This is a genomic window from Clavibacter davisi, from assembly GCF_052751415.1.
In genome coordinates this window covers 2,077,652-2,096,861 of sequence record NZ_CP199882.1, presented here as the reverse complement: position 1 = coordinate 2,096,861, position 19,210 = coordinate 2,077,652, and the positions used below count along the sequence as shown (strand labels likewise).

Sequence of the window (19,210 nt, the reverse complement as noted above, 5' to 3'; positions counted from 1 at the left end):
GCCGATCCGTCGACCCGCGCGCTCGCGCGGGCCGACGACGCCGGTCAGTGCACCAGCGAGTGCCCCTCGGTCGTCGGCGCTGCCTCGTAGATCCGCGTGATCACGTCGGCGAACGCGTCGAGCACCACCTGGCGCTTGATGCTGAGCTTCGGCGTCAGGTGCCCGGCCGCCTCCGTCAGCTCCACCGGCAGCACGACGAACTTCCGGATCGACTCCGCGCGCGACACCGTCGCGTTCGCCGCGTCGACCGCCCGCTGCACCTCGGCGAGCACGGCCGGGTTCTGCGACGCCTGCTCGAGCGTCAGCGCCGGGTCCTGGCCGTTGTTCGCCAGCCACACCTTGAGCATCTCGGGGTCCAGCGTGATGAGCGCCGAGATGAACGGCCGCCGGTCGCCCGCCACCACGACCTGCCCGACGAGCGGGTTCGCGCGGATCGGGTCCTCGAGCGCGGCGGGCGCCACGTTCTTGCCGCCGGCGGTCACGATGATCTCCTTCTTGCGGCCCGTGATCGTCAGGTAGCCGTCGGCGTCGTAGCTGCCGAGGTCGCCCGTGCGGAACCAGCCGTCGTCGAAGACCTCCGCCGTCGCCTCCTCGTCCTGCCAGTAGCCGTCGAAGACGTTGACGCCCTTGACCTCGATCTCGCCCTCGTCGGTGATCCGCGTCGCGACGCCGGGCAGCGCCGGGCCGACCGTGCCGATGCGGAAGCCCTTCACGAGGTTCACGCTGACGGGCGCCGTGGTCTCCGTGAGGCCGTAGCCCTCGAGGATCGTGAGGCCGAGCGACCGGTAGAAGTGCCCGAGGCGGAGGCCGAGGGGTGCGGATCCGCTCACCGCGAAGCGCACGCGCCCGCCCATCGCCTGTCGGATCTTGGAGTACACGAGCGCGTCGAAGAGCCTGTACTGGGCCTTCAGCGCGAAGGGCACGCGCCCGGCGTCGACCGCCACGGAGTGCGCGTACGCGACCTCGGCGGCCTTCCGGAACACCTTGCCGCGGCCGGCTCCCTCCGCCTTCTGCTCGGAGGAGTTGTAGACCTTCTCGAACACGCGCGGCACGGCGAGGAGGAACGTCGGCTTGAAGGACGCGAGCGCGGGCAGCAGCTGCGTCGTGTCGGCCTGGTGCCCGGTCTTCACGCCCGCCTGCACGTTGAGGATCGAGATGAACCGGGCGAAGACGTGCGCGGTCGTGATGAACAGGAGCGTCGACGCGCCGACCCGCACGACCTCCTCCATGGCGACCTCGGCGTTGCGGGCGAGCTCCACGAAGTTGGCGTGCGTGAGGATGCAGCCCTTCGGCCGGCCCGTCGTCCCGGACGTGTAGATGAGGGTCGCCATGTCGGAGCCGACCGCGAGGTTCCGTCGCCGCTCGATCTCCGCGTCCGGCACGTCGACGCCCCGCTCGGCGAGCTTGTCGAGGTCGCCGAGGTCGATTTGCCACACGCGGCGCACGTCGGGGAGGTCCGGGTGCACCTCGTCGAAGCGGGAGAAGTGCTCCGCCGACTCGAGGATCACGGCGACGCTGCCGGAGTCCTGCAGGTTCCAGTGCACCTGGCCGGGGGAGGACGTCTCGTACACGGGGACGAGGACGGCGCCCGCGAAGAAGACCGCGAAGTCGACGAGGGTCCACTCGTAGCGCGTGCGGCACATCATGCCGATGCGCTCACCCGGCTCGATGCCCGAGGCGACGAGCCCCTTCGCGAGGGCGACCACCTGGGCGTGGAACTCGCGCGCCGTGACGTCGCGCCAGCCGTCCCCGTCCGGCAGCGCGAACAGCGGAGCGTCGGGGCTCGTCCTCACGCGGTGCACCAGGACGTCGGTGACGTTGTCGTCGGGCCGCGCCTCGACGGCGGCGGGCATGATGTGCTGTTCCACGGCAACTCCCTCGGTACCGGAAATGGATGTTCCCACAGTATCTGCGCGGGGTCTCCGGGCGCGCGTCCCCGGACGGGGGCGTCCGGGGCGTCGGTAGGATCGTCAGGCGAGAACAACGGAAGGGCCCGCCACGTGCATGCAATCGGGATCGACATCGGCGGGACGAAGATCGCGGGAGCGGTGGTCGACGAGCTCGGCGCCATCGCGGCCGAGGCCCGCACGCCCACCGAGGCGAGCAGCCCCGATGCCATCGTCGAGGCGGTCGTGGCCATGGTCGAGGGCCTCCGCGCCGAGCACCCGGATGCGGTCGCCGTGGGCGTCGCCGCCGCGGGCTTCATCGACGCCGCGCAGTCCACCGTCTACTACGCCCCGAACATCAACTGGCGCAACGAGCCCGTGCGCGAGCGGCTGCGGCGCCGCATCGACCTCCCCATCGTCATCGAGAACGACGCCAACGCCGCCGGTTGGGCGGAGTTCCGCTACGGCGCCGGACGCCTCGTGAGCGACATGGTGACCCTCACCATCGGCACGGGCGTCGGCGGCGCGATCGTGGCCGACGACCGCCTCTTCCGCGGCGGCTTCGGCGCCGGCGCCGAGCTCGGCCACATGCGCGTCGTGCCCGACGGCCTGCCGTGCGGCTGCGGCGCGCGCGGCTGCATCGAGCAGTACGGATCCGGCCGCGCCCTCCTCCGCACCGCCAACGAGCTCGCCGACCTCGGCGGCACCCACGGCGACGGCCTCGCCGCGCGCCGCCGCGAGGTCGGCACGCTCACCGGGCACGACGTCAGCGACCTGATCCAGGCGGGCGATCCGGGTGCCCTCGCGGCCCTGCGGCGCCTCGGCTCCTGGCTCGGGGAGGCCGCGGCGAGCATCGGCGCGATCCTCGACCCGCAGATGTTCGTCATCGGCGGCGGCGTGGCGCAGGCCGGCGACCTGCTGCTCGACCCCATCCGCCAGGCCTACCTGTCGCACCTGCCGGCGCGCGGCTACCACCCGGAGCCCGAGTTCCGCATCGCCGAGCTCGTGAACGACGCGGGCGTCGTGGGCGCGGCCGACCTCGCGCGCCTGCACGCTGCCGCGCTGCGCCACGGGGCCTGACCCGCGCCGTCCTCGCCTCGGAGGCCCGGCGGCCGACGCGGCCCCCGCTGGCTATGCTGGATCCCGACCCCGCCCGGAAGGTGGCCACCCGATGTTCTACTGGTTCATGAAGAACCTGGTCGCCGGACCCCTCCTGCGGAGCACGTTCCGCCCCTGGGTCACCGGTCTCGAGAACATCCCCGCCAAGGGCGGCGTCATCCTCGCGAGCAACCACCTCTCCTTCATCGACTCGGTGTTCCTGCCGCTGCTGGTGGACCGCAACCTCGTCTTCCTCGCCAAGAGCGACTACTTCACGGGCACCGGCCTCAAGGGCTGGGCCACGAAGATGTTCTTCACGGCCACCGGCATGCTCCCCATCGACCGCTCCGGCGGGAAGGCGTCCGAGGCGTCGCTCAACACGGGCCTCCGCGTGCTCGCCGAGGGCCGGATGCTCGGCATCTACCCCGAGGGCACCCGCAGCCCCGACGGCAAGATGTACCGCGGGCGCACGGGCGTCGCCCGCATGATCCTCGAGGGCGAGGTCCCGGTCGTCCCGATCGCCATGATCGACACGGAGAAGGTCATGCCCATCGGCACGCGCATCCCCAAGGTCCGCCGGATTGGTGTGGTCATCGGCGAGCCGCTAGATTTCAGTAGGTTCGCCGGCCTCGAGGGAGACCGCTTCATCCTCCGCTCCATCACCGACGAGATCATGTACGAGCTCTCGAGGCTGAGCGGCCAGGAGTACGTCGACGTCTATGCGACCTCGGTCAAGGAGAAGCGCGCGAGCGCGGCCCGCTGACCGTCTCCCGCACCGCCTCCACCGCGCACACGCGCACGACACGAACCGGGATCCCACCGTGGCCTCAGAGCACCTCGTCCCCGCCCACCCCGACGTCCTCGCGGGCCTCGACCACTGGCGCACGCTCGAGGTCAAGCAGCAGCCGGCCTGGCCCGACGCCGCGGCCGTGCACGCCGCCAGCGCCGAGATCGCCCTGCTCCCGCCGCTCGTCTTCGCGGGCGAGGTCGACCAGCTGCGCAGCCGCCTCGCCGCGGCAGCCGACGGCCGCGCGTTCCTCCTCCAGGGCGGCGACTGCGCCGAGACCTTCGCGGGCGCCACGGCCGACCAGATCCGCAACCGCGTGAAGACCGTCCTCCAGATGGCGGTCGTCCTCACGTACGGCGCGGCGATGCCCGTCGTGAAGATGGGCCGCATGGCCGGCCAGTTCGCGAAGCCGCGCTCGAGCGACTCCGAGACGCGCGGCGACCTCACGCTGCCGGCGTACCGCGGCGACATCGTGAACGGCTACGATTTCACGCCCGAGTCGCGCGCGGCGGATCCCGCGCGCCTCGTGAAGGGGTACCACACGGCCGCCAGCACGCTGAACCTCATCCGCGCCTTCACGCAGGGCGGCTTCGCCGACCTCCGCGAGGTGCACAGCTGGAACAGGGGCTTCGCCGCGAACCCCGCGAACCAGCGCTACGAGCACCTCGCCCGCGACATCGACCGCGCCATCAAGTTCATGGAGGCCGCCGGCGCCGACTTCGACGACCTCAAGCGCGTCGAGTTCTACACCGGCCACGAGGGCCTCCTCATGGACTACGAGCGGCCCATGACCCGCATCGACTCGCGCACCGGCACGCCGTACAACACGTCGGCGCACTTCATCTGGATCGGGGAGCGCACCCGCGACCTCGACGGCGCGCACGTCGACTTCCTGTCCCGCGTCCGCAACCCCCTGGGCGTCAAGCTCGGCCCGTCGACGACGCCCGAGACCGTGCACGAGCTCATCGAGAAGCTCGACCCGGACCGCGAGCCCGGTCGCCTCACCTTCATCACGCGCATGGGCGCGGGGCGCATCCGCGACGCGCTGCCGCCCCTGCTCGAGGCCGTCAAGGCGTCCGACGCCAACCCGCTGTGGGTCACGGATCCCATGCACGGCAACGGGCTCACCACGCCCACCGGCTACAAGACGCGGCGCTTCGACGACGTGGTGGACGAGGTGCAGGGCTTCTTCCAGGCCCACCGCGCGGCGGGCACGCACCCGGGCGGCATCCACATCGAGCTCACGGGCGACGACGTCACCGAGTGCCTCGGCGGATCCGAGCACATCGACGAGGCGACGCTCGCCACGCGCTATGAGTCGCTGTGCGACCCGCGCCTCAACCACATGCAGAGCCTCGAGCTCGCGTTCCTGGTCGCCGAGGAGCTGGCCGCCGCGCGCGGCTGACCGCTCCCGCACGACGATGCCCCGCCGCCCACGATGGCGACGGGGCATCCTCGTCTCCGGCGCGTGTGCGAGCGTCGGCAGCTGCGGCCCCCGGCTAGCCGGATGCGGTGATGCCGAGGTTGATCGTCGAGCCGCGGCGGGCGAGCGCCTGCGCCTCCGGGCTCGCCGACGCGACCCGGGTGATGCCGTTGGGCAGCGCGTCCCAGAAGGCCGAGTAGGCGTACTTGAAGCCCGCCTTGTCGAGCGCGGCCTTCGCCTCGTCCCGCGTGAGCCCGACGACCGCGGGGACGGCGACGAGGTCGGGGCCCTTGGAGATCTCGAGGCCCACCTTGCTGCCGGGAGCGCCGCCGGCGCCGGAGCGCACCGGGTTCTGGTCGAGCGCGTAGACGGAGATGACCTCGCCCTTGTCGACGTCGTCGCTGAAGCTCTGCTTGCCCGGCTCGCCGACGAGCCCGGCCTGGGCCAGCGTCGCCTTCGCCTGGTCGACCGAGCGTCCGTTGATCTGGGGGATCTTCCCGGCGGCGACCACCAGGGTCACCGCCTGCCGCTCGGGGTACTGCGCGCCGATGGGCGCTCCGGAGGCGTCGAGCACCTGGATGACCGTGCCCTCGGCGGCGTCGCCGTACTGCCGGACCACCGCCTCCTGGACGACGAAGGGGACCCCCTCCAGGCGGGTGCGCGCGTCGGCCTCCGCCGCGCCGACGACCTCGGGAACGGGGAGGAGCCGCGGCCCCGTGGAGGCGTAGACGGTGACGGTGGATCCCTGGTCGACGGGGGTGCCCGAGGCCGGGACGCTGCGGATGACGTGCCCCACCTCCACGTCGACGCTCGGCTCCTCCGCGCGCGCCACGACGAAGCCCTGGCCCTGCAGGGTGCCCGCCGCGTCGTCGACGGCCATGGCCGTCACTCGGGGGACGGGCACCTGCGCGCCGGGGCCCTGACCGTAGTACCAGCCCGTCCCGCCCGCGAGGGCGGCGAGCATGACGACGAGGAGGGCCAGGACCCACCCGCGCGAGCGGCGCCGCGAGCCGGCGGCCGCGAGAGCGACCACGGAGTCGGGCTGCGTGCGCTCGCCCTCCTCGCGCATCAGCACGGGCGGGCCGCCCACGACCTGCGTCTCGCCGGTCGTGACGGGCGGCAGCGCCGGGGCGCTGGGGAAGACGACGGTGCGCTGGAGCGGAGCGGGATCGCCGGACCGTGCGTCGAGGCGGTTCTGGACGGCGTAGAGCTCGTCCAGGAGCGCGCGCGCATCGCGGGGACGCTGCTCCGGATCCCGTGCCGTGGCCCACAGCACGAGCTCGTCGAGCTCCACGGGCACCGACGGGTTCGTCGTGCTCGGCGTCGGCACCTGGTCGTTGGCGTGCTGGTAGGCGATCTGCATGGGCTGCTCGCCCTTGAACGGCTGCTCGCCCGCGAGCATCTCGTACATCATGATGCCGACGGCGTAGATGTCGCTGCGGGTGTCCGCGATGCCACGGGTGACGAGCTCGGGGGAGAGGTACGCGATCGTGCCGAGCAGGGCCTGCCCCGTCGCGGTGTTGGCGCTGACGGCGCGCGCCAGGCCGAAGTCGCCGATCTTGATGCGCCCGTCGTCCGCGAGCAGCACGTTCTCGGGCTTCAGGTCCCGGTGGACGATGCCGGCCTTGTGCGCCGCGGCGAGCCCGGAGAGCACGGCCTCGAGGATGTCGAGGGTCTGCTCGGGCGTCAGCCGCTCGTACTCCTGCAGGAGCTCGCGCAGCGTCATGCCGGGCAGGTACTCCATGACGAGGTACGCCATGTCCGAGTCCTGGCCCTGGTCGAAGACGTTGACGACGTTCGGGTGCGCGAGCCGCGCGGCCGAGCGCGCCTCCTGGATGAACCGGTCGCGGAACGCGCTGTCGTCCGCGAGGTGACCGTGCATGACCTTCACGGCGACGCGCCGCTCGAGGCGGAGGTCGGTGGCCACGTAGACCGTGGCCATGCCGCCGCGCGCGATGCGGGATCTGACCTGGTACCGGCCGTCGAGGAGACGGCCGATCATGGGGTCGGTCGGGCTGGAGGTCACTGGATGATTCTAGGGATGGCCGATGCCCGGGCCTCCCCGGCACACCGGAGCGACGCGGCGCGGATCCGCACGGCGGCCTGCGTCAGCCGATCTCGTCCATCCAGGCCCAGGCCGACGCCTCCCACTTCGCGTACGCGTCGGGGTAGGCCGAGTACTGCACCGCCTGCGCGGCCTGCGTGACGGTCATCGACTTCCATCCGGGGGTGTCGAGGAGGCCGCGCGTGGTGCCGGGGTTCGGGTTGACGGGGCCGCCGAAGAACGCGCGCGCCGCGTAGTGCGGGTCGTGGAGCTGCGCGGGCTGGCCCCAGCCCTGGCTCGGGCGCTGCTGGAACAGGCCGATGGAGTCGCGGTCGCCCCAGTCGAGGTTGCGGAGCGTGGACTCCTGCGCGGCGGTGGCCAGCGCGATGACCAGGCCGTAGTCGTTGACTCCCGCCTTCCGCCCCTCCGAGACGATGATGCGGGCGTTGGTGCGCATCTCGTCCGTCATGATCGTCGTCCCGTGCAGCGAGGCGACCTGGACGGCCGACGCGGAGGCGTTCGGGATGGTCAGCTTGCTGCCCGCGTAGATGATGCTCGACCAGTTGAGGCCGTTGGCGTTGAGCAGGTCCTGCACGGTGACGCCCGCGTCCTCAGCGATGCTGTGCAGGGTGTCGCCGGTGGCGATCGTGTAGGTGCCGCTCAGCCCGGACTTGGCGGCGGGCGAGGCGCTGGGGGCGGTCGCCGCGGCCTGCGCGGAGCCGCCGGGGATCGTCAGCTGGTTCCCCGGGAAGATCCTGCTCGTGGACTGCAGCCCGTTGGCCGACAGGACGGCCGACGTCGAGACGCCGTGCTTGCCGGCGATGCCGGTCACGGTGTCGCCCGCGACCACGGTGTAGCGGGAGCCGGCTGCCGTGGGCGCGGAGGCCGGGCTCGACGTCGTCGAGGAGGTGCCGGATCCGCCGAGGGTGAGCGTCTGCCCGGGGAAGATGGTCGTCTTCCAGCCGAGTCCGTTCTGCGCGAGGACGGATGCCGTGGAGATGCCGAAGCGCCCCGCGATGCTCGAGACCGTATCGCCCTGCTCGACCACGTAGGAGGAGGGGGTGGCGGCCATGGGCGCGGCGGCCGGGGCGGCGGCGGGCGCCGCGACGGTCGGCAGCTTGGTCTGCGAGGGGCCGGACTTGGCCTTGGGCACCCGCTTGACGGGAGCCGCCTCGGCGGGCGACGCCATGCCGAGGCTCACCGCGAGCGACCCCACCAGCACGATGGGCATGGTGGCCAGCAGCGCCTTGGAGCGGCGGGTGGCCGTCCGGCCGGTGGAGGTGTCCGAGGACCGGCGGGGGTCGCGAGGAGGGGTGGGGTCGGTCATGGGCATGTTGGTCTACTCCGGCCGTCGTGCACGATTCCCTGATGCAGGTGTTCCACGTTAACACGCAACGCGCACGGAGTGCACATAAGTGATGGATGTGACTGGAGTGATCAGCGACACGCGCATTCGGCGGATAGGCAGTTCCCGGGCCGGTCGATGGTGGACGCCGGGAGCCCGGAGCGCCCGCCGCGGTGGCCGCTCCCGCTCCGGGCGTGCCAGCATGTGACACGTGAACGAGCCCTATGCCGACCGTGAGTGGTTGACCGTCCCCGATCTCGTCGACCTCCTGGGTCTCACCGTCAGCCGCGTGCGCCGGCTCATCGAGGACCGGAGGCTGCTGGCCGTCCGCCTCGACGGTGTGCTGAAGGTCCCCGCGGTCTTCCTTCGCGACGGCGAGCCGCTGTCCGAGCTGCGCGGCACGATCATCGTCCTCGGGGACAACGGCTTCGACGACGACGAGGCGATGGACTGGCTCCTCACCGAGGAGCCGAGCCTGGGCGCCGCGCCGATCGACGCCCTGCTGGCCGGGCGCAAGGCCGAGGTCCGGCGCGTCGCGCAGGCGAGCGCCTGATTCGCTGACCCGCGGACGCCGTGCGTCCGCCGTCAGGTGACGCGGCGGGTGACGCTGTCCACGAGCAGCTCCAGCTGGTTGCGCGCCCGCGGCGAGATGGGGGCGTCGCGCAGGGCGGCGAGGGACTCCCGCACGTTGCGGGAGATCATCCCCTCGACCTCGTCGAGCGCGCCGCTCTCCCGGAGGATGGACTGCAGCACGCGGATCTGCTCGTCGTCGAGCTCCGGGTCGCCGAGCAGCGCGTCCACGGTGCGCCGCACTCCGTCGGGCAGCCGTCGCCGGGCGAGCGCCACGAGCACGGTGCGCTTGCCCTCCCGGAGGTCGTCGCCGCTCGGCTTGCCCGTCACCGCGCTGTCGCCGTAGACCCCGAGCACGTCGTCGCGCAGCTGGAAGGCGATGCCGAGGGGCAGGCCGACGGCCCGGAGCGCGGCGACCTGCTCGGGTGATGCGCCGGCCAGGCTCGCCCCGACGACCAGCGGCGCCTCGATGCTGTACTTCGCCGACTTGTAGACGACCACGTTGTGCGCCCGGGCCAGCGTCTCGTCCTCGTCGACAGTGGGCCACGCCACCTCCTCCAGGACGTCGAGGTACTGGCCCAGAGTGACCTGCGTGCGCATGGTCGCCAGCTCGGCGCGGGTGGCGCGGGCCGCGGATCCGTCCGCCAGCGCCAGCAGCGAGTCGATGAGGAGCTCGTCGCTCCACCCGAGGAGGAGGTCGCCGAGGAGGATCGCGCCGGCCTCGCCGAAGGCGGCGGAGGATCCGCCCCACCCGCGGGAGGCGTGCAGCGCCTCGAGGCGGCGGTGCGCGGCGGGCCGCCCCCGCCGGGTGTCGGACCGGTCGATGATGTCGTCGTGGACGAGCGCCGCGGCGTGGAACACCTCGAGGCCGGCGGCGACGCCGACGACCGCCCGGTAGCCCGGTCGCTCCGCGCCCGGAGGGCGTCCGGCGGGGGAGGGCTCGAGGTCGATGACCGATCGCCAGCCCCAGTAGCAGAACTGCGCCCGGAACCTCTTGCCCCCTCTCAGCAGATCCGCGGAGAACTCGTGGACGGGCGTCAGATCCGGGCTGATCTCCCGGAGCCCCGCCGCCTGCGCTGCCAGGAAGTCGTCGAGGCGGGTCTGGACGTGGCTGACGAGGCGGTCGCTTTCGGGCACCCTCCTAGCCTAGCCAGGGGTGGGGAGCTAGAATCCACAGGTGAACATCGACGCGTCGTCCCGAGCCTGAGGGGAACATGATGCCGCTTTCCGAGCAAGAGCAGCGCCTGCTGGAGGAGATGGAGCGAAGCCTCTATCACAACGACGCAGACTTCGTGGCGACCGTCAGCGGCCGTCGCAGCAGACCGAACTACACCCTGGTCGTCGTGGGAGTGCTCGTCATCGTGCTGGGCATCGCCGCCCTGGCCGCGGGCGTCATCACCAAGCTGGCCATCATCGGCGTCCTCGGCTTCGCCGTCATGATGGTCGGGGCGCTCCTCATCTTCAGCCCGCGGGGCGGCTCCTCGGAGTCCATGCCCTCCGCCGGCTCGCCGGGCGCCGCGCGTCGGCCGTCCGCCAAGCGCAGCTCGTCCTCCTTCATGGACCGCGTCAACGAGCGCTGGGAGAAGCGCCAGGGCGGTCAGGACTGACGCCTCCCTGAGCGGGGGTCCTCCACCTCCCTCCACCCGACCCGAAGGGGCCGGCCCCGCACCCGGGGCCGGCCCCTTCTCTCGTCCCCGACGCCCTCCACCGGGCTCCCCGACGCCCCCGATCGCGCCTCGCCGCGCGGCCGGGGGCGTCGTCGTGCTCCCGCGGCGCGCCGTGCGGGCACCCGTCCTCCACATCCCTCCCCGTCGTGGATCCCGCTGGTTCAGCGGGAACCACGGTCGCGAACCGGACATTCACGCGCGCCGCCTAGCGGTGGGTGGAGGGCTGTGGAGTAAAGTGGAGCAAGTCCTGAACCACGGCCGGAGAGACAGGGGGTGTCGGTGTGTTCCTCGGCACCCACTCGCCTCGTCTCGACGACAAGGGGCGGCTCATCCTCCCCGCGAAGTTCCGCGACGAGCTCGAGGGCGGCGTCGTGATGACGCGCGGCCAGGACCGGTGCATCTACGTGTTCACGACGCGCGAGTTCGAGGAGCTGCACGACCGCATGCGCCAGGCCCCGCTCGCGAGCAAGCAGGCGCGCGACTACATGCGCGTCTTCCTGTCCGGGGCGAACGCCGAGACGCCGGACAAGCAGCACCGCATCACGATCCCGCAGGCCCTCCGCACCTACGCGGGCCTCGACCGCGAGCTCGCGGTCATCGGCGCGGGAAGCCGCGTCGAGATCTGGGACGCGGCCACGTGGGACGAGTACCTCACCGCCAACGAGAGCGCGTTCGCCGACACCGCGGAGGAGGTGATCCCCGGCCTGTTCTGACCCCGGCCCCTGACTCCCAGCCGTCCGACGCCCTGCCGCACTTCCCCGGTGGCAGGTCGGGACGGATGGGGATCAGGAGCCGCGGACAGGGCATCGGGATGCCATGGCACTCGACGACATCCACACCCCCGTGCTGCTGGAGCGCTGCCTCGAGCTGCTCGCACCGGCGCTCCAGGAGGAGGGCGCCGTGCTGGTCGACGCCACGCTCGGCATGGCCGGGCACTCGGAGGCGTTCCTCGACGCGCTCCCCGGCCTGCGTCTCGTGGGCCTCGACCGCGACCCGGATGCCCTCGCCATCGCGGGGGAGCGGCTCGCGCGGTTCGGCGACCGGGTCCACCTCGTGCACACCGTCTACGACGGGATCGGGAGCGCGCTCGACCGTCTCGGCATCGGCGAGGTGCAGGGCGTCTTCTTCGACCTCGGGGTCTCATCGCTGCAGCTCGACCGCGTGGAGCGCGGCTTCTCGTACTCCCAGGACGCGCCGCTCGACATGCGCATGGACGGCACGGCGGGCCTGACGGCCGCGCAGGTGGTCGCCGAGTACGACGAGCTCGAGCTGCGCCGCATCTTCTACGACTACGGCGAGGAGAAGCTCGCCCCGCGCTACGCCAGCCGCATCGTCCAAGCGCGCGAGGTGGAGCCCATCACGACCTCGGCGCGGTTGGTGGAGATCATCCAGCAGGCGACGCCCGCGGCGGTGCAGCGGGCCGGCCACCCGGCCAAGCGCGTCTTCCAGGCGCTGCGCATCGAGGTCAACCAGGAGCTCAGCGTCCTGGCGCGCGCCATGCCCGCCGCCGTCGACCGGCTGGCCGTCGGCGGCCGCGTGGTCGTCGAGTCCTACCAGTCGCTCGAGGACCGCATCGTGAAGCGCGAGCTGCGCGCGCGGTCGACGAGCACCGCGCCGGTCGGCCTGCCGGTGGAGCTGCCCGAGCACCGTCCCGAGCTCAAGCTCCTGGTCCGCGGAGCCGAGCTCGCGGACCAGGACGAGATCGCCCGCAACCCCCGCGCCGCATCCGTCCGGTTGCGCGCCGCCGAACGAGCCAGGAGGCGACACGCATGACCGATGCAGCACGCGCGACCGCGCGTCCCCGGATCCGGCCGTCCGCCGAGCCCGCGCCCCGTCACATCGAGGTGGTCGCCACGCGCGACCAGCGCCGCGCCCGTCCGCGCACCGTCTACGCCCTGATCGTGGTGGGCGGCCTGTTCGTCCTCCTGCTCGCCCAGCTCATGCTGTCCATCGGGCTGTCCGACGGCGCCTACGCCATCTCGTCGCTGCAGCAGCAGCAGAGGGAGCTCGACCGCACGCACCAGGCGCTCACGGAGGACGTCGACCGGCTGTCCTCGCCGCAGAACCTCGCGCGCAACGCCCAGGCGCTCGGCATGGTCGCCAGCGCCTCGCCCTCGTTCCTCTCGCTGGACGGCACCGTCCAGGGCACGCCGCAGGCGAAGGACGGCGCCACGACGGCGCTCACCGCGGACACGCTCATCGGCAACTCGCTGCTCGCGGGGGTGCCGCTGACCATCGAGGCCGACCCCGCGAAGAGGGCCGCGGCGCTGAAGGCGGCGACGTCGCCCGACGCGGGAGCCGCGGTCGACCCCGGCTCCGCCATCCCCGGCTCGGCCGAGGCCACCGGTGGTGTGACCGCCGGGACCCCGAGCGCGCCTCCCGCCGACGGCGCGACCTCGGGGCTAGCGTCGGCCACGGCGATCCCGACCCCGAAGACCCGCTGATCGCACGTCCCGCCGAGGGCGCGCGACCCCCGCACGACACCGCTCCGACGGAGCACAGCACCGCACCGCAGGCACCGAGAGGAATCCCCGAGTGAGCACGATCTCGAACCGACGGCGCATCGCCTTCTCCCTCATCGCGATCCTCGCGGTCATCGGGGTGTTCGTGGTCAAGCTCATCGACATCCAGGTGGTCCAGGCCACGGAGCTGAACGAGGCCGCGCTCGGCAAGCGCGCCATCGAGCAGCCCCTCCCCGGCGTGCGCGGCAGCATCTTCGACGCCGAGGGCAACGTGCTCGCGAGCAGCGTGCTGCGCTACGACGTGACGATGGACCCGTCGAAGGCCGGCGACTTCACCCGCACCGTGACCGGAGCCGACGGGAAGCCCGCCAAGGAGGCCGTGACGCTCGCCGAGGCGGAGGCCCAGCTCGCCGCCATCACGGGGCAGAAGCCCGAGGAGATCCACGGGATCATCACGGGCGCGCTGGCCAAGGACCCCAAGTCCCTCTTCGCCTACGTGACCAAGGGCCTCGACGTGGACGCCTACCTCAAGGTGCGGGGCCTCAAGATCCCGTGGATCTACTTCCAGCCCGTGTCCAGCCGCACGTACCCGAACGGGCAGATCGCGGGCAGCGTCCTCGGCTACATCGCGGGCGACGGCAGCGTGAAGGCCGGCCTCGAGCAGGAGTACGACAGCTGCCTCGCCGCCGAGGACGGGTCGCAGACGTACGAGCGCGGCGCCGACGGCGTGGCCATCGCGGGGAGCACCGTCACGCAGAAGCCGGCCAAGGACGGCAGCGACGTGATGACGAACATCGACACCGACCTCGAGTACTTCGCGCAGACCGCTGTGGCGGAGCAGGCCGTCAAGGTCGGCGCCGACTACGGGCACGCCACCATCGTCGAGATCAAGACCGGCAAGGTCCTCGCGGTCGCCGAGTACCCGTCCGTCGACCCCAACAACGTCGCGGCGACGAAGCCGGACGACCGGGGGAGCCGGGCGTTCAGCCTGGCGTTCGAGCCCGGGTCCACGCTCAAGGCCGTGACGGCGGCGGGTCTCCTCGACTCGGGCAAGGCCGACGCCGGCACCCGCGTGGTGGCGCCCTACACGTTCACGCGGCCGAACGTGAACCTCAGCGACAGCTACGTGCACCCCGACCTGCGCTTCACGCTCGCGGGCGTCCTCATGGACTCCTCCAACACGGGCATCTCGACGCTCGGCGAGCGCCTCTCGCCCGCGGAGCGCTACGACTACCTCAAGGCGTTCGGCGTGGGGGAGAAGACGGCCATCGGCTTCCCGGGCGAGAGCAGCGGCCTCGTGCGCCCGTGGCAGCAGTGGGACCCGCAGACGAACTACGCGACCATGTTCGGCCAGGGCCTCACGACGACGGCGCTCCAGGTCGCGAGCATCTACCAGACCATCGGCAACCACGGCGTGAAGCTGCCGCTGTCGCTCGTGTCCGGCTGCAAGCAGCCCGACGGCACGGTGACGCACCAGCCGTCGGCCGAGGGCTCGCAGGTGATCTCGCCCCAGGCCGCCGACTCCACGGTCAACATGCTCGAGACGGTCGTCACCAGCGGGCACCTCTCGAAGGACCTGACGATCCCGGGCTACCGGGTGGCCGCGAAGTCCGGCACGGCGCAGGTCGCCGAGGCGGACGGGAAGTACGGCAAGAACTACCTGGTCTCGATCGCCGGCATGGCTCCGGCCGAGGACCCCCAGTACGTCGTGTCGATCAGCCTCGCCAATCCGGATACCATAAAGTCCTCGGCGGCCGCGGCCCCGGTCTTCCAGAAGATCATGTCCCAGGTCCTGAAGACCTACCGGGTGCCCCCCTCCACCGTGCCGTCCCCGAACCTCCCGACGACCTACTGAGAGATGAGGGCGATGACCTCCCCTGCCACCCCCGCCCTCCGCCCCGAGCATCCCGTCGCGCGGTCGCTGTCCGGCCTCGTGCGCGACTTCGCGCTCGACGTCGTCGGCGACGTGGACGACGTGGAGGTCACCGGCGTGACGCTGTCGACCGACGACGTCCAGCCGGGGGACCTCTACGTCGGCCTCCGCGGCGCGCGCGCCCACGGGGCCCGCTTCGCGGCGGCGGCGGCGGCGAGCGGCGCGGTCGCGGTGCTGACCGACCCCGACGGGCTGGCCGACGCGCAGGGGTCCGGCCTCCCCGTGATCCTCACCCCCGACCCGCGGGCGGCCCTCGGCGACATCGCGGCGTGGGTCCACCGCTCCGCGGAGGACCCGGCGACGCTCTACGGCGTCACGGGCACGAACGGCAAGACGAGCGTGGTCTACCTGCTCGACGGGCTGCTCCGCCAGCTCGGCGTCGTCACCGGGCTCACCTCCACGGCCGAGCGCAGGATCGGGGAGGAGAGCATCACGAGCCGGCTCACCACGCCCGAAGCGAGCGAGCTGCACGCGCTCCTCGCGCGGATGCGCGAGGCCGAGGTCCGCGCCGTCACGATCGAGGTCTCCGCCCAGGCGCTGTCGCGGCACCGGGTGGACGGGCTCGTGTTCGACGTGGCCGCCTTCATCAACCTCAGCCACGACCACCTCGACGACTACGCCGACTTCGAGGAGTACTTCGACGCGAAGGCCGCCTTCTTCGACCCCGACCGCGCCCGCCGCGGCGTGGTGTCGCTCGACACGGAGTGGGGGCAGCGCATCGTCGACGGCTCCCGCATCCCCATCACCACGATCTCCTCGAAGCCCGGCGTCGAGGCCGACTGGACCGTGACGGTCCTCGAGCAGACGCCAGACTCGACCGGCTTCCGCCTCGAGGGGCCCGACAACCGCGTCCTCGTCTCGCGCGTCCCCGTGCCCGGGTGGTTCATGGCCGCGAACGCGGGCCTGGCCATCGTCATGCTCGTCGAGTCGGGCTACGACCTCGACGCGGTCGCGCAGGTGCTCGACCGCGACGGCGGCATCCGGGCCTACATCCCCGGTCGCGCCGAGCGCGTGTCGGGCGAGACCGGTCCCCTCTTCTTCGTGGACTACGGACACACGCCCGACGCGTTCGAGCAGACGCTGCAGGCGCTGCGCCCGTTCACGCCCGGCAAGCTCGTGATGGTCTTCGGCGCCGACGGCGACCGCGACACCACGAAGCGGGCCGAGATGGGCGCGATCGCGGCCCGCCTCGCCGACGTCGTGGTCATCACCGACTACCACCCGCGCTACGAGGACCCGGCGTCGATCCGGGCCTCGCTCATCGCGGGGGCGCGTGCCGCGGTGCCCGACCGCGAGATCCACGAGGTGCCCGACCCCGCCACCGCGATCCGCACCGCGGTGTCGCTGGTGGGCGAGGGGGACACCATCCTCGTCGCCGGACCCGGGCACGAGGACTACCACGAGGTGGCCGGGCGCAAGATCCCGTTCTCCGCCCGTGACGACGCGCGCGCGGCCCTCCGCGACGCAGGCTGGAGCTGACATGATCGCCCTCACCCTCGCCGAGATCGCCGACGCGGTCGGCGGCCGCCTCCTGCTGCGCGGCGACGCGACCCCGCAGACCGTCGTGGACGGAGCGGTGGACACCGACAGCCGGCTCATCGAGCCCGGCGGGATCTTCGTCGCCAAGCCGGGCGAGGAGACCGACGGCCACCTCTTCGCGCCGCACGCCGTCGAGGCCGGCGCGGCCCTGCTGCTCGTCGAGCGGGAGCTCGACCTGCCCGTGCCCCAGGTGCTCGTGCCCGATGTCGTGGACGCGCTCGGCGTGCTCGCGCGCGAGGTCGTCGCCCGCGTGCGCGCGCTCGGCGGCCTGCGCATGGTCGCGGTCACCGGCTCGAACGGCAAGACCACCACCAAGAACCTGCTGCACGCGATCCTCGCCACGCAGGGGGAGACCGTGTCCCCCGTCGCGTCCTTCAACAACGAGGTCGGCGCGCCGCTCACGATGCTCAAGGTCACCCGCACCACGCGCTTCCTCGTCGCGGAGATGGGCGCGAGCGGGCCCGGCGAGATCACGCGCCTCGTGCGCATGGCGAAGCCCGACGTCGGCATCGTGCTCACCGTGGGGCTCGCGCACGCGGGCGGCTTCGGCGGCATCGAGCAGACCCTGCGCACCAAGACCGAGATGGTCCAGGACCTCCTGCCCGAGGACACGGCCGTGCTCAACGCCGACGACCCGCGCGTGTCCTCCATGAGCGACAAGACCGACGCGCCCGTGCTGTGGTTCGGGCGGGACGCGCGCGCCGCGGTGCGCGCGACCGACATCGTCGCGTCCGCCGCGGGCACGACCTTCACCCTGCACCTGCCCGACGGATCCGCGCGGCCCGTGTCCTTCCGCGTGCTCGGCGAGCACCACGTCACGAACGCGATGGCCGCGGCGGCGGGCGCCTGGGCGCTCGGCGTCGACGGCGACGCCATCGTCTCCGCGCTGCAGACCGTGCAGCGCGCCGAGCGCTGGCGCATGGAGGTGCTCGGCGGCAACGGCGTCACCGTGATCAACGACGCCTACAACGCGAGCCCCGACTCCATGGCGGCGGCGCTCCGCACGCTCGCGCAGATCAAGGGCCCGGACCAGCGCACGGTCGCCGTCCTCGGCGAGATGAGCGAGCTCGGCGAGTTCTCCGAGGAGGAGCACGACCGCGTGGGCCTCCTCGCGGTGCGCCTCAACATCGGGCAGCTCGTCGTGGTCGGCCGCGCCGCGCGCCGCCTGCACCTCGAGGCCATCGCGCAGGGCTCGTGGGACGGCGAGTCGATCTTCGCCGAGGACGTCGACGAGGCCCGCGAGATCCTCGACCGGATCCTCCGCGAGGGCGACCTCGTGCTCGTCAAGTCGTCGAACTCGGCCGGGCTGCGCTTCCTCGGCGACGAGCTGGGGGAGAAGCACTCGTGGTAGCCCTCCTCTTCGCGGGCGCCTTCTCGCTCGCCTTCACGCTCTTCCTCACGCCGCTGTTCATCAAGCTGTTCCACCGGCTGCAGTGGGGCCAGTTCATCCGCGACGACGGCCCGCAGACGCACCACACGAAGCGCGGCACGGCCACCATGGGCGGCATCGTCATCATCCTGGCGAGCGTGCTCGGGTACTTCGCGGGGCACCTGCTCACGTGGGACGGCATCCGCTTCGACCCCGTGACGCCGTCGGGTCTGCTGGTCGTGTTCATGATGGTGGGCCTCGGCTTCGTCGGCTTCCTCGACGACTACCTGAAGACGCGCAAGCAGCAGTCGCTCGGGCTGGGCGGCTGGCAGAAGGTCGCCGGCCAGGTGCTCGTCGCCGCGGTGTTCGCCGTGCTCGCCATCACGCTGCGCGACCCGGTCTCCGGCCTCACGCCGGCATCGACCGCCATCAGCCTGTTCCGCGACCTGCCGCTCGACTTCATGGCGCTCGGCGCGGTCATCGGCACGGCGCTGTTCATCGTGTGGATCTGCCTCATCGTCGCGAGCACCTCGAACGGCGTGAACGTGGCCGACGGCCTCGACGGCCTGGCCGCGGGCGCGTCGATCTTCTCGATCGGCTCCTACGTCATCATCGGCTTCTGGCAGTTCAACCAGTCGTGCGACAGCGTCTCCAGCTACCAGAACGAGTACCGCTGCTACGAGGTGGCGAGCCCGCTCGACCTCGCGATCATCGCGGCCTCCATCGTCGGCGCCCTCATCGGCTTCCTCTGGTGGAACACGTCGCCCGCGCAGATCTTCATGGGCGACACCGGATCCCTCGGCCTCGGCGGCGCGCTCGCGGCCCTGGCCATCCTCAGCCGCACGGAGCTGCTGCTCGTCTTCATCGGCGGCCTGTTCGTGATCGTCGCGGGCTCGGTGATCCTGCAGCGCATCTACTTCAAGCTCACGCACGGCAAGCGCATCTTCCTCATGAGCCCGCTCCACCACCACTTCGAGCTGAAGGGGTGGGCGGAGGTCACGGTCGTCGTGCGCTTCTGGATCATCGCCGGCCTGCTGGTCGCGGCCGGCGTCGGCACCTTCTACCTGGAATGGATCACGCAGTAGAG

16 protein-coding genes are annotated in these 19,210 nt (G+C 72.1%); 12 read left to right on the top strand and 4 right to left on the bottom strand.

Annotated elements, in window-relative coordinates:
* Positions 1-44: 44 nt before the first annotated feature.
* Entirely contained in the window at positions 45-1,868 is a 1,824-nt protein-coding gene (locus ACU4ZT_RS09900) for an AMP-dependent synthetase/ligase (RefSeq protein ID WP_063072132.1), read from the bottom strand.
* A gap of 132 nt (positions 1,869-2,000) precedes the next feature.
* Here ACU4ZT_RS09900 and ACU4ZT_RS09895 point away from each other — a divergent pair, with 132 nt between their 5' ends.
* The 3 genes from ACU4ZT_RS09895 to ACU4ZT_RS09885 all read left to right on the top strand — a co-directional run bounded on the left by ACU4ZT_RS09895 (position 2,001) and on the right by ACU4ZT_RS09885 (position 5,176).
* The gene (locus ACU4ZT_RS09895) at positions 2,001-2,966 is read left to right on the top strand and encodes an ROK family glucokinase (protein ID WP_414747868.1); all 966 of its coding nucleotides are present in this window, start codon (positions 2,001-2,003) and stop codon (positions 2,964-2,966) included.
* A 91-nt stretch (positions 2,967-3,057) separates the two neighbouring features.
* Positions 3,058-3,747 (top strand): lysophospholipid acyltransferase family protein, encoded by a 690-nt coding sequence (locus ACU4ZT_RS09890; RefSeq protein WP_053774695.1) that lies wholly within the window; start codon positions 3,058-3,060, stop codon positions 3,745-3,747.
* Positions 3,748-3,805: 58 nt separating this feature from the next.
* Positions 3,806-5,176, top strand: a complete 1,371-nt coding sequence (locus ACU4ZT_RS09885) for a class II 3-deoxy-7-phosphoheptulonate synthase (protein ID WP_063072130.1) — start codon at positions 3,806-3,808, stop codon at positions 5,174-5,176.
* Between the two features lie 94 nt (positions 5,177-5,270).
* Here ACU4ZT_RS09885 and pknB read toward each other — a convergent pair whose 3' ends face one another.
* Together pknB and ACU4ZT_RS09875 are read right to left on the bottom strand one after the other, a co-directional pair.
* Positions 5,271-7,220 carry a Stk1 family PASTA domain-containing Ser/Thr kinase gene (gene pknB, locus ACU4ZT_RS09880; protein ID WP_063072129.1) on the bottom strand — a complete coding sequence of 650 codons (1,950 nt, stop codon included), beginning with the start codon at positions 7,218-7,220 and terminating at the stop codon, positions 5,271-5,273.
* Between the two features lie 82 nt (positions 7,221-7,302).
* The gene (locus ACU4ZT_RS09875; RefSeq protein ID WP_445337087.1) at positions 7,303-8,571 is read right to left on the bottom strand and encodes a LysM peptidoglycan-binding domain-containing protein; all 1,269 of its coding nucleotides are present in this window, start codon (positions 8,569-8,571) and stop codon (positions 7,303-7,305) included.
* A 223-nt stretch (positions 8,572-8,794) separates the two neighbouring features.
* On the opposite strand from ACU4ZT_RS09875, the gene ACU4ZT_RS09870 reads away from it, so the two are divergent.
* Positions 8,795-9,136: an Rv2175c family DNA-binding protein gene (locus tag ACU4ZT_RS09870; RefSeq protein ID WP_063072127.1), complete on the top strand. Its 342-nt coding sequence runs from the start codon at positions 8,795-8,797 to the stop codon at positions 9,134-9,136.
* A 32-nt stretch (positions 9,137-9,168) separates the two neighbouring features.
* On the opposite strand, the gene ACU4ZT_RS09865 is transcribed toward ACU4ZT_RS09870, so the two are convergent.
* Positions 9,169-10,290: a polyprenyl synthetase family protein gene (locus ACU4ZT_RS09865; protein WP_063072126.1), complete on the bottom strand. Its 1,122-nt coding sequence runs from the start codon at positions 10,288-10,290 to the stop codon at positions 9,169-9,171.
* A gap of 77 nt (positions 10,291-10,367) precedes the next feature.
* Here ACU4ZT_RS09865 and ACU4ZT_RS09860 point away from each other — a divergent pair, with 77 nt between their 5' ends.
* From ACU4ZT_RS09860 to mraY, 8 genes are all read left to right on the top strand, one after another.
* A complete protein-coding gene (locus ACU4ZT_RS09860) occupies positions 10,368-10,760 on the top strand; it encodes a DUF3040 domain-containing protein (protein ID WP_081235069.1) in 393 nt (130 codons plus the stop codon).
* 341 nt (positions 10,761-11,101) lie between these two features.
* Positions 11,102-11,533 carry a division/cell wall cluster transcriptional repressor MraZ gene (mraZ, locus tag ACU4ZT_RS09855; protein ID WP_063072125.1) on the top strand — a complete coding sequence of 144 codons (432 nt, stop codon included), beginning with the start codon at positions 11,102-11,104 and terminating at the stop codon, positions 11,531-11,533.
* A 103-nt stretch (positions 11,534-11,636) separates the two neighbouring features.
* Positions 11,637-12,593: a 16S rRNA (cytosine(1402)-N(4))-methyltransferase RsmH gene (gene rsmH, locus ACU4ZT_RS09850; RefSeq protein WP_270981726.1), complete on the top strand. Its 957-nt coding sequence runs from the start codon at positions 11,637-11,639 to the stop codon at positions 12,591-12,593.
* A complete protein-coding gene (locus ACU4ZT_RS09845) occupies positions 12,590-13,264 on the top strand; it encodes a cell division protein FtsL (RefSeq protein ID WP_063072123.1) in 675 nt (224 codons plus the stop codon). The genes rsmH and ACU4ZT_RS09845 overlap by 4 nt, the downstream gene beginning before the upstream one ends.
* A 91-nt stretch (positions 13,265-13,355) precedes the next feature.
* Positions 13,356-15,137 (top strand): peptidoglycan D,D-transpeptidase FtsI family protein, encoded by a 1,782-nt coding sequence (locus tag ACU4ZT_RS09840; protein ID WP_063072122.1) that lies wholly within the window; start codon positions 13,356-13,358, stop codon positions 15,135-15,137.
* A 12-nt stretch (positions 15,138-15,149) separates the two neighbouring features.
* Positions 15,150-16,694, top strand: a complete 1,545-nt coding sequence (locus tag ACU4ZT_RS09835; protein WP_270981729.1) for a Mur ligase family protein — start codon at positions 15,150-15,152, stop codon at positions 16,692-16,694.
* A gap of 1 nt (position 16,695) precedes the next feature.
* Entirely contained in the window at positions 16,696-18,105 is a 1,410-nt protein-coding gene (locus ACU4ZT_RS09830; protein WP_063072120.1) for a UDP-N-acetylmuramoyl-tripeptide--D-alanyl-D-alanine ligase, read from the top strand.
* Entirely contained in the window at positions 18,099-19,208 is a 1,110-nt protein-coding gene (gene mraY / locus ACU4ZT_RS09825; RefSeq protein ID WP_063072119.1) for a phospho-N-acetylmuramoyl-pentapeptide-transferase, read from the top strand. Before ACU4ZT_RS09830 ends, mraY begins: the two co-directional genes overlap by 7 nt.
* Positions 19,209-19,210: the final 2 nt, after the last annotated feature.

Bases quoted from the DNA above. Each gene is read 5' to 3' on its own strand.
- ACU4ZT_RS09890 (WP_053774695.1), top strand. From the start codon at position 3,058: ATGTTCTACTGGTTCATGAAGAACCTGGTCGCCGGACCCCTCCTGCGG.
- ACU4ZT_RS09845 (WP_063072123.1), top strand. From the start codon at position 12,590: ATGACCGATGCAGCACGCGCGACCGCGCGTCCCCGGATCCGGCCGTCC.
- ACU4ZT_RS09835 (WP_270981729.1), top strand. From the start codon at position 15,150: ATGACCTCCCCTGCCACCCCCGCCCTCCGCCCCGAGCATCCCGTCGCG.
- rsmH (WP_270981726.1), top strand. From the start codon at position 11,637: ATGGCACTCGACGACATCCACACCCCCGTGCTGCTGGAGCGCTGCCTC.
- ACU4ZT_RS09860 (WP_081235069.1), top strand. From the start codon at position 10,368: ATGATGCCGCTTTCCGAGCAAGAGCAGCGCCTGCTGGAGGAGATGGAG.
- ACU4ZT_RS09875 (WP_445337087.1), bottom strand. From the start codon at position 8,571: ATGCCCATGACCGACCCCACCCCTCCTCGCGACCCCCGCCGGTCCTCG.
- ACU4ZT_RS09830 (WP_063072120.1), top strand. From the start codon at position 16,696: ATGATCGCCCTCACCCTCGCCGAGATCGCCGACGCGGTCGGCGGCCGC.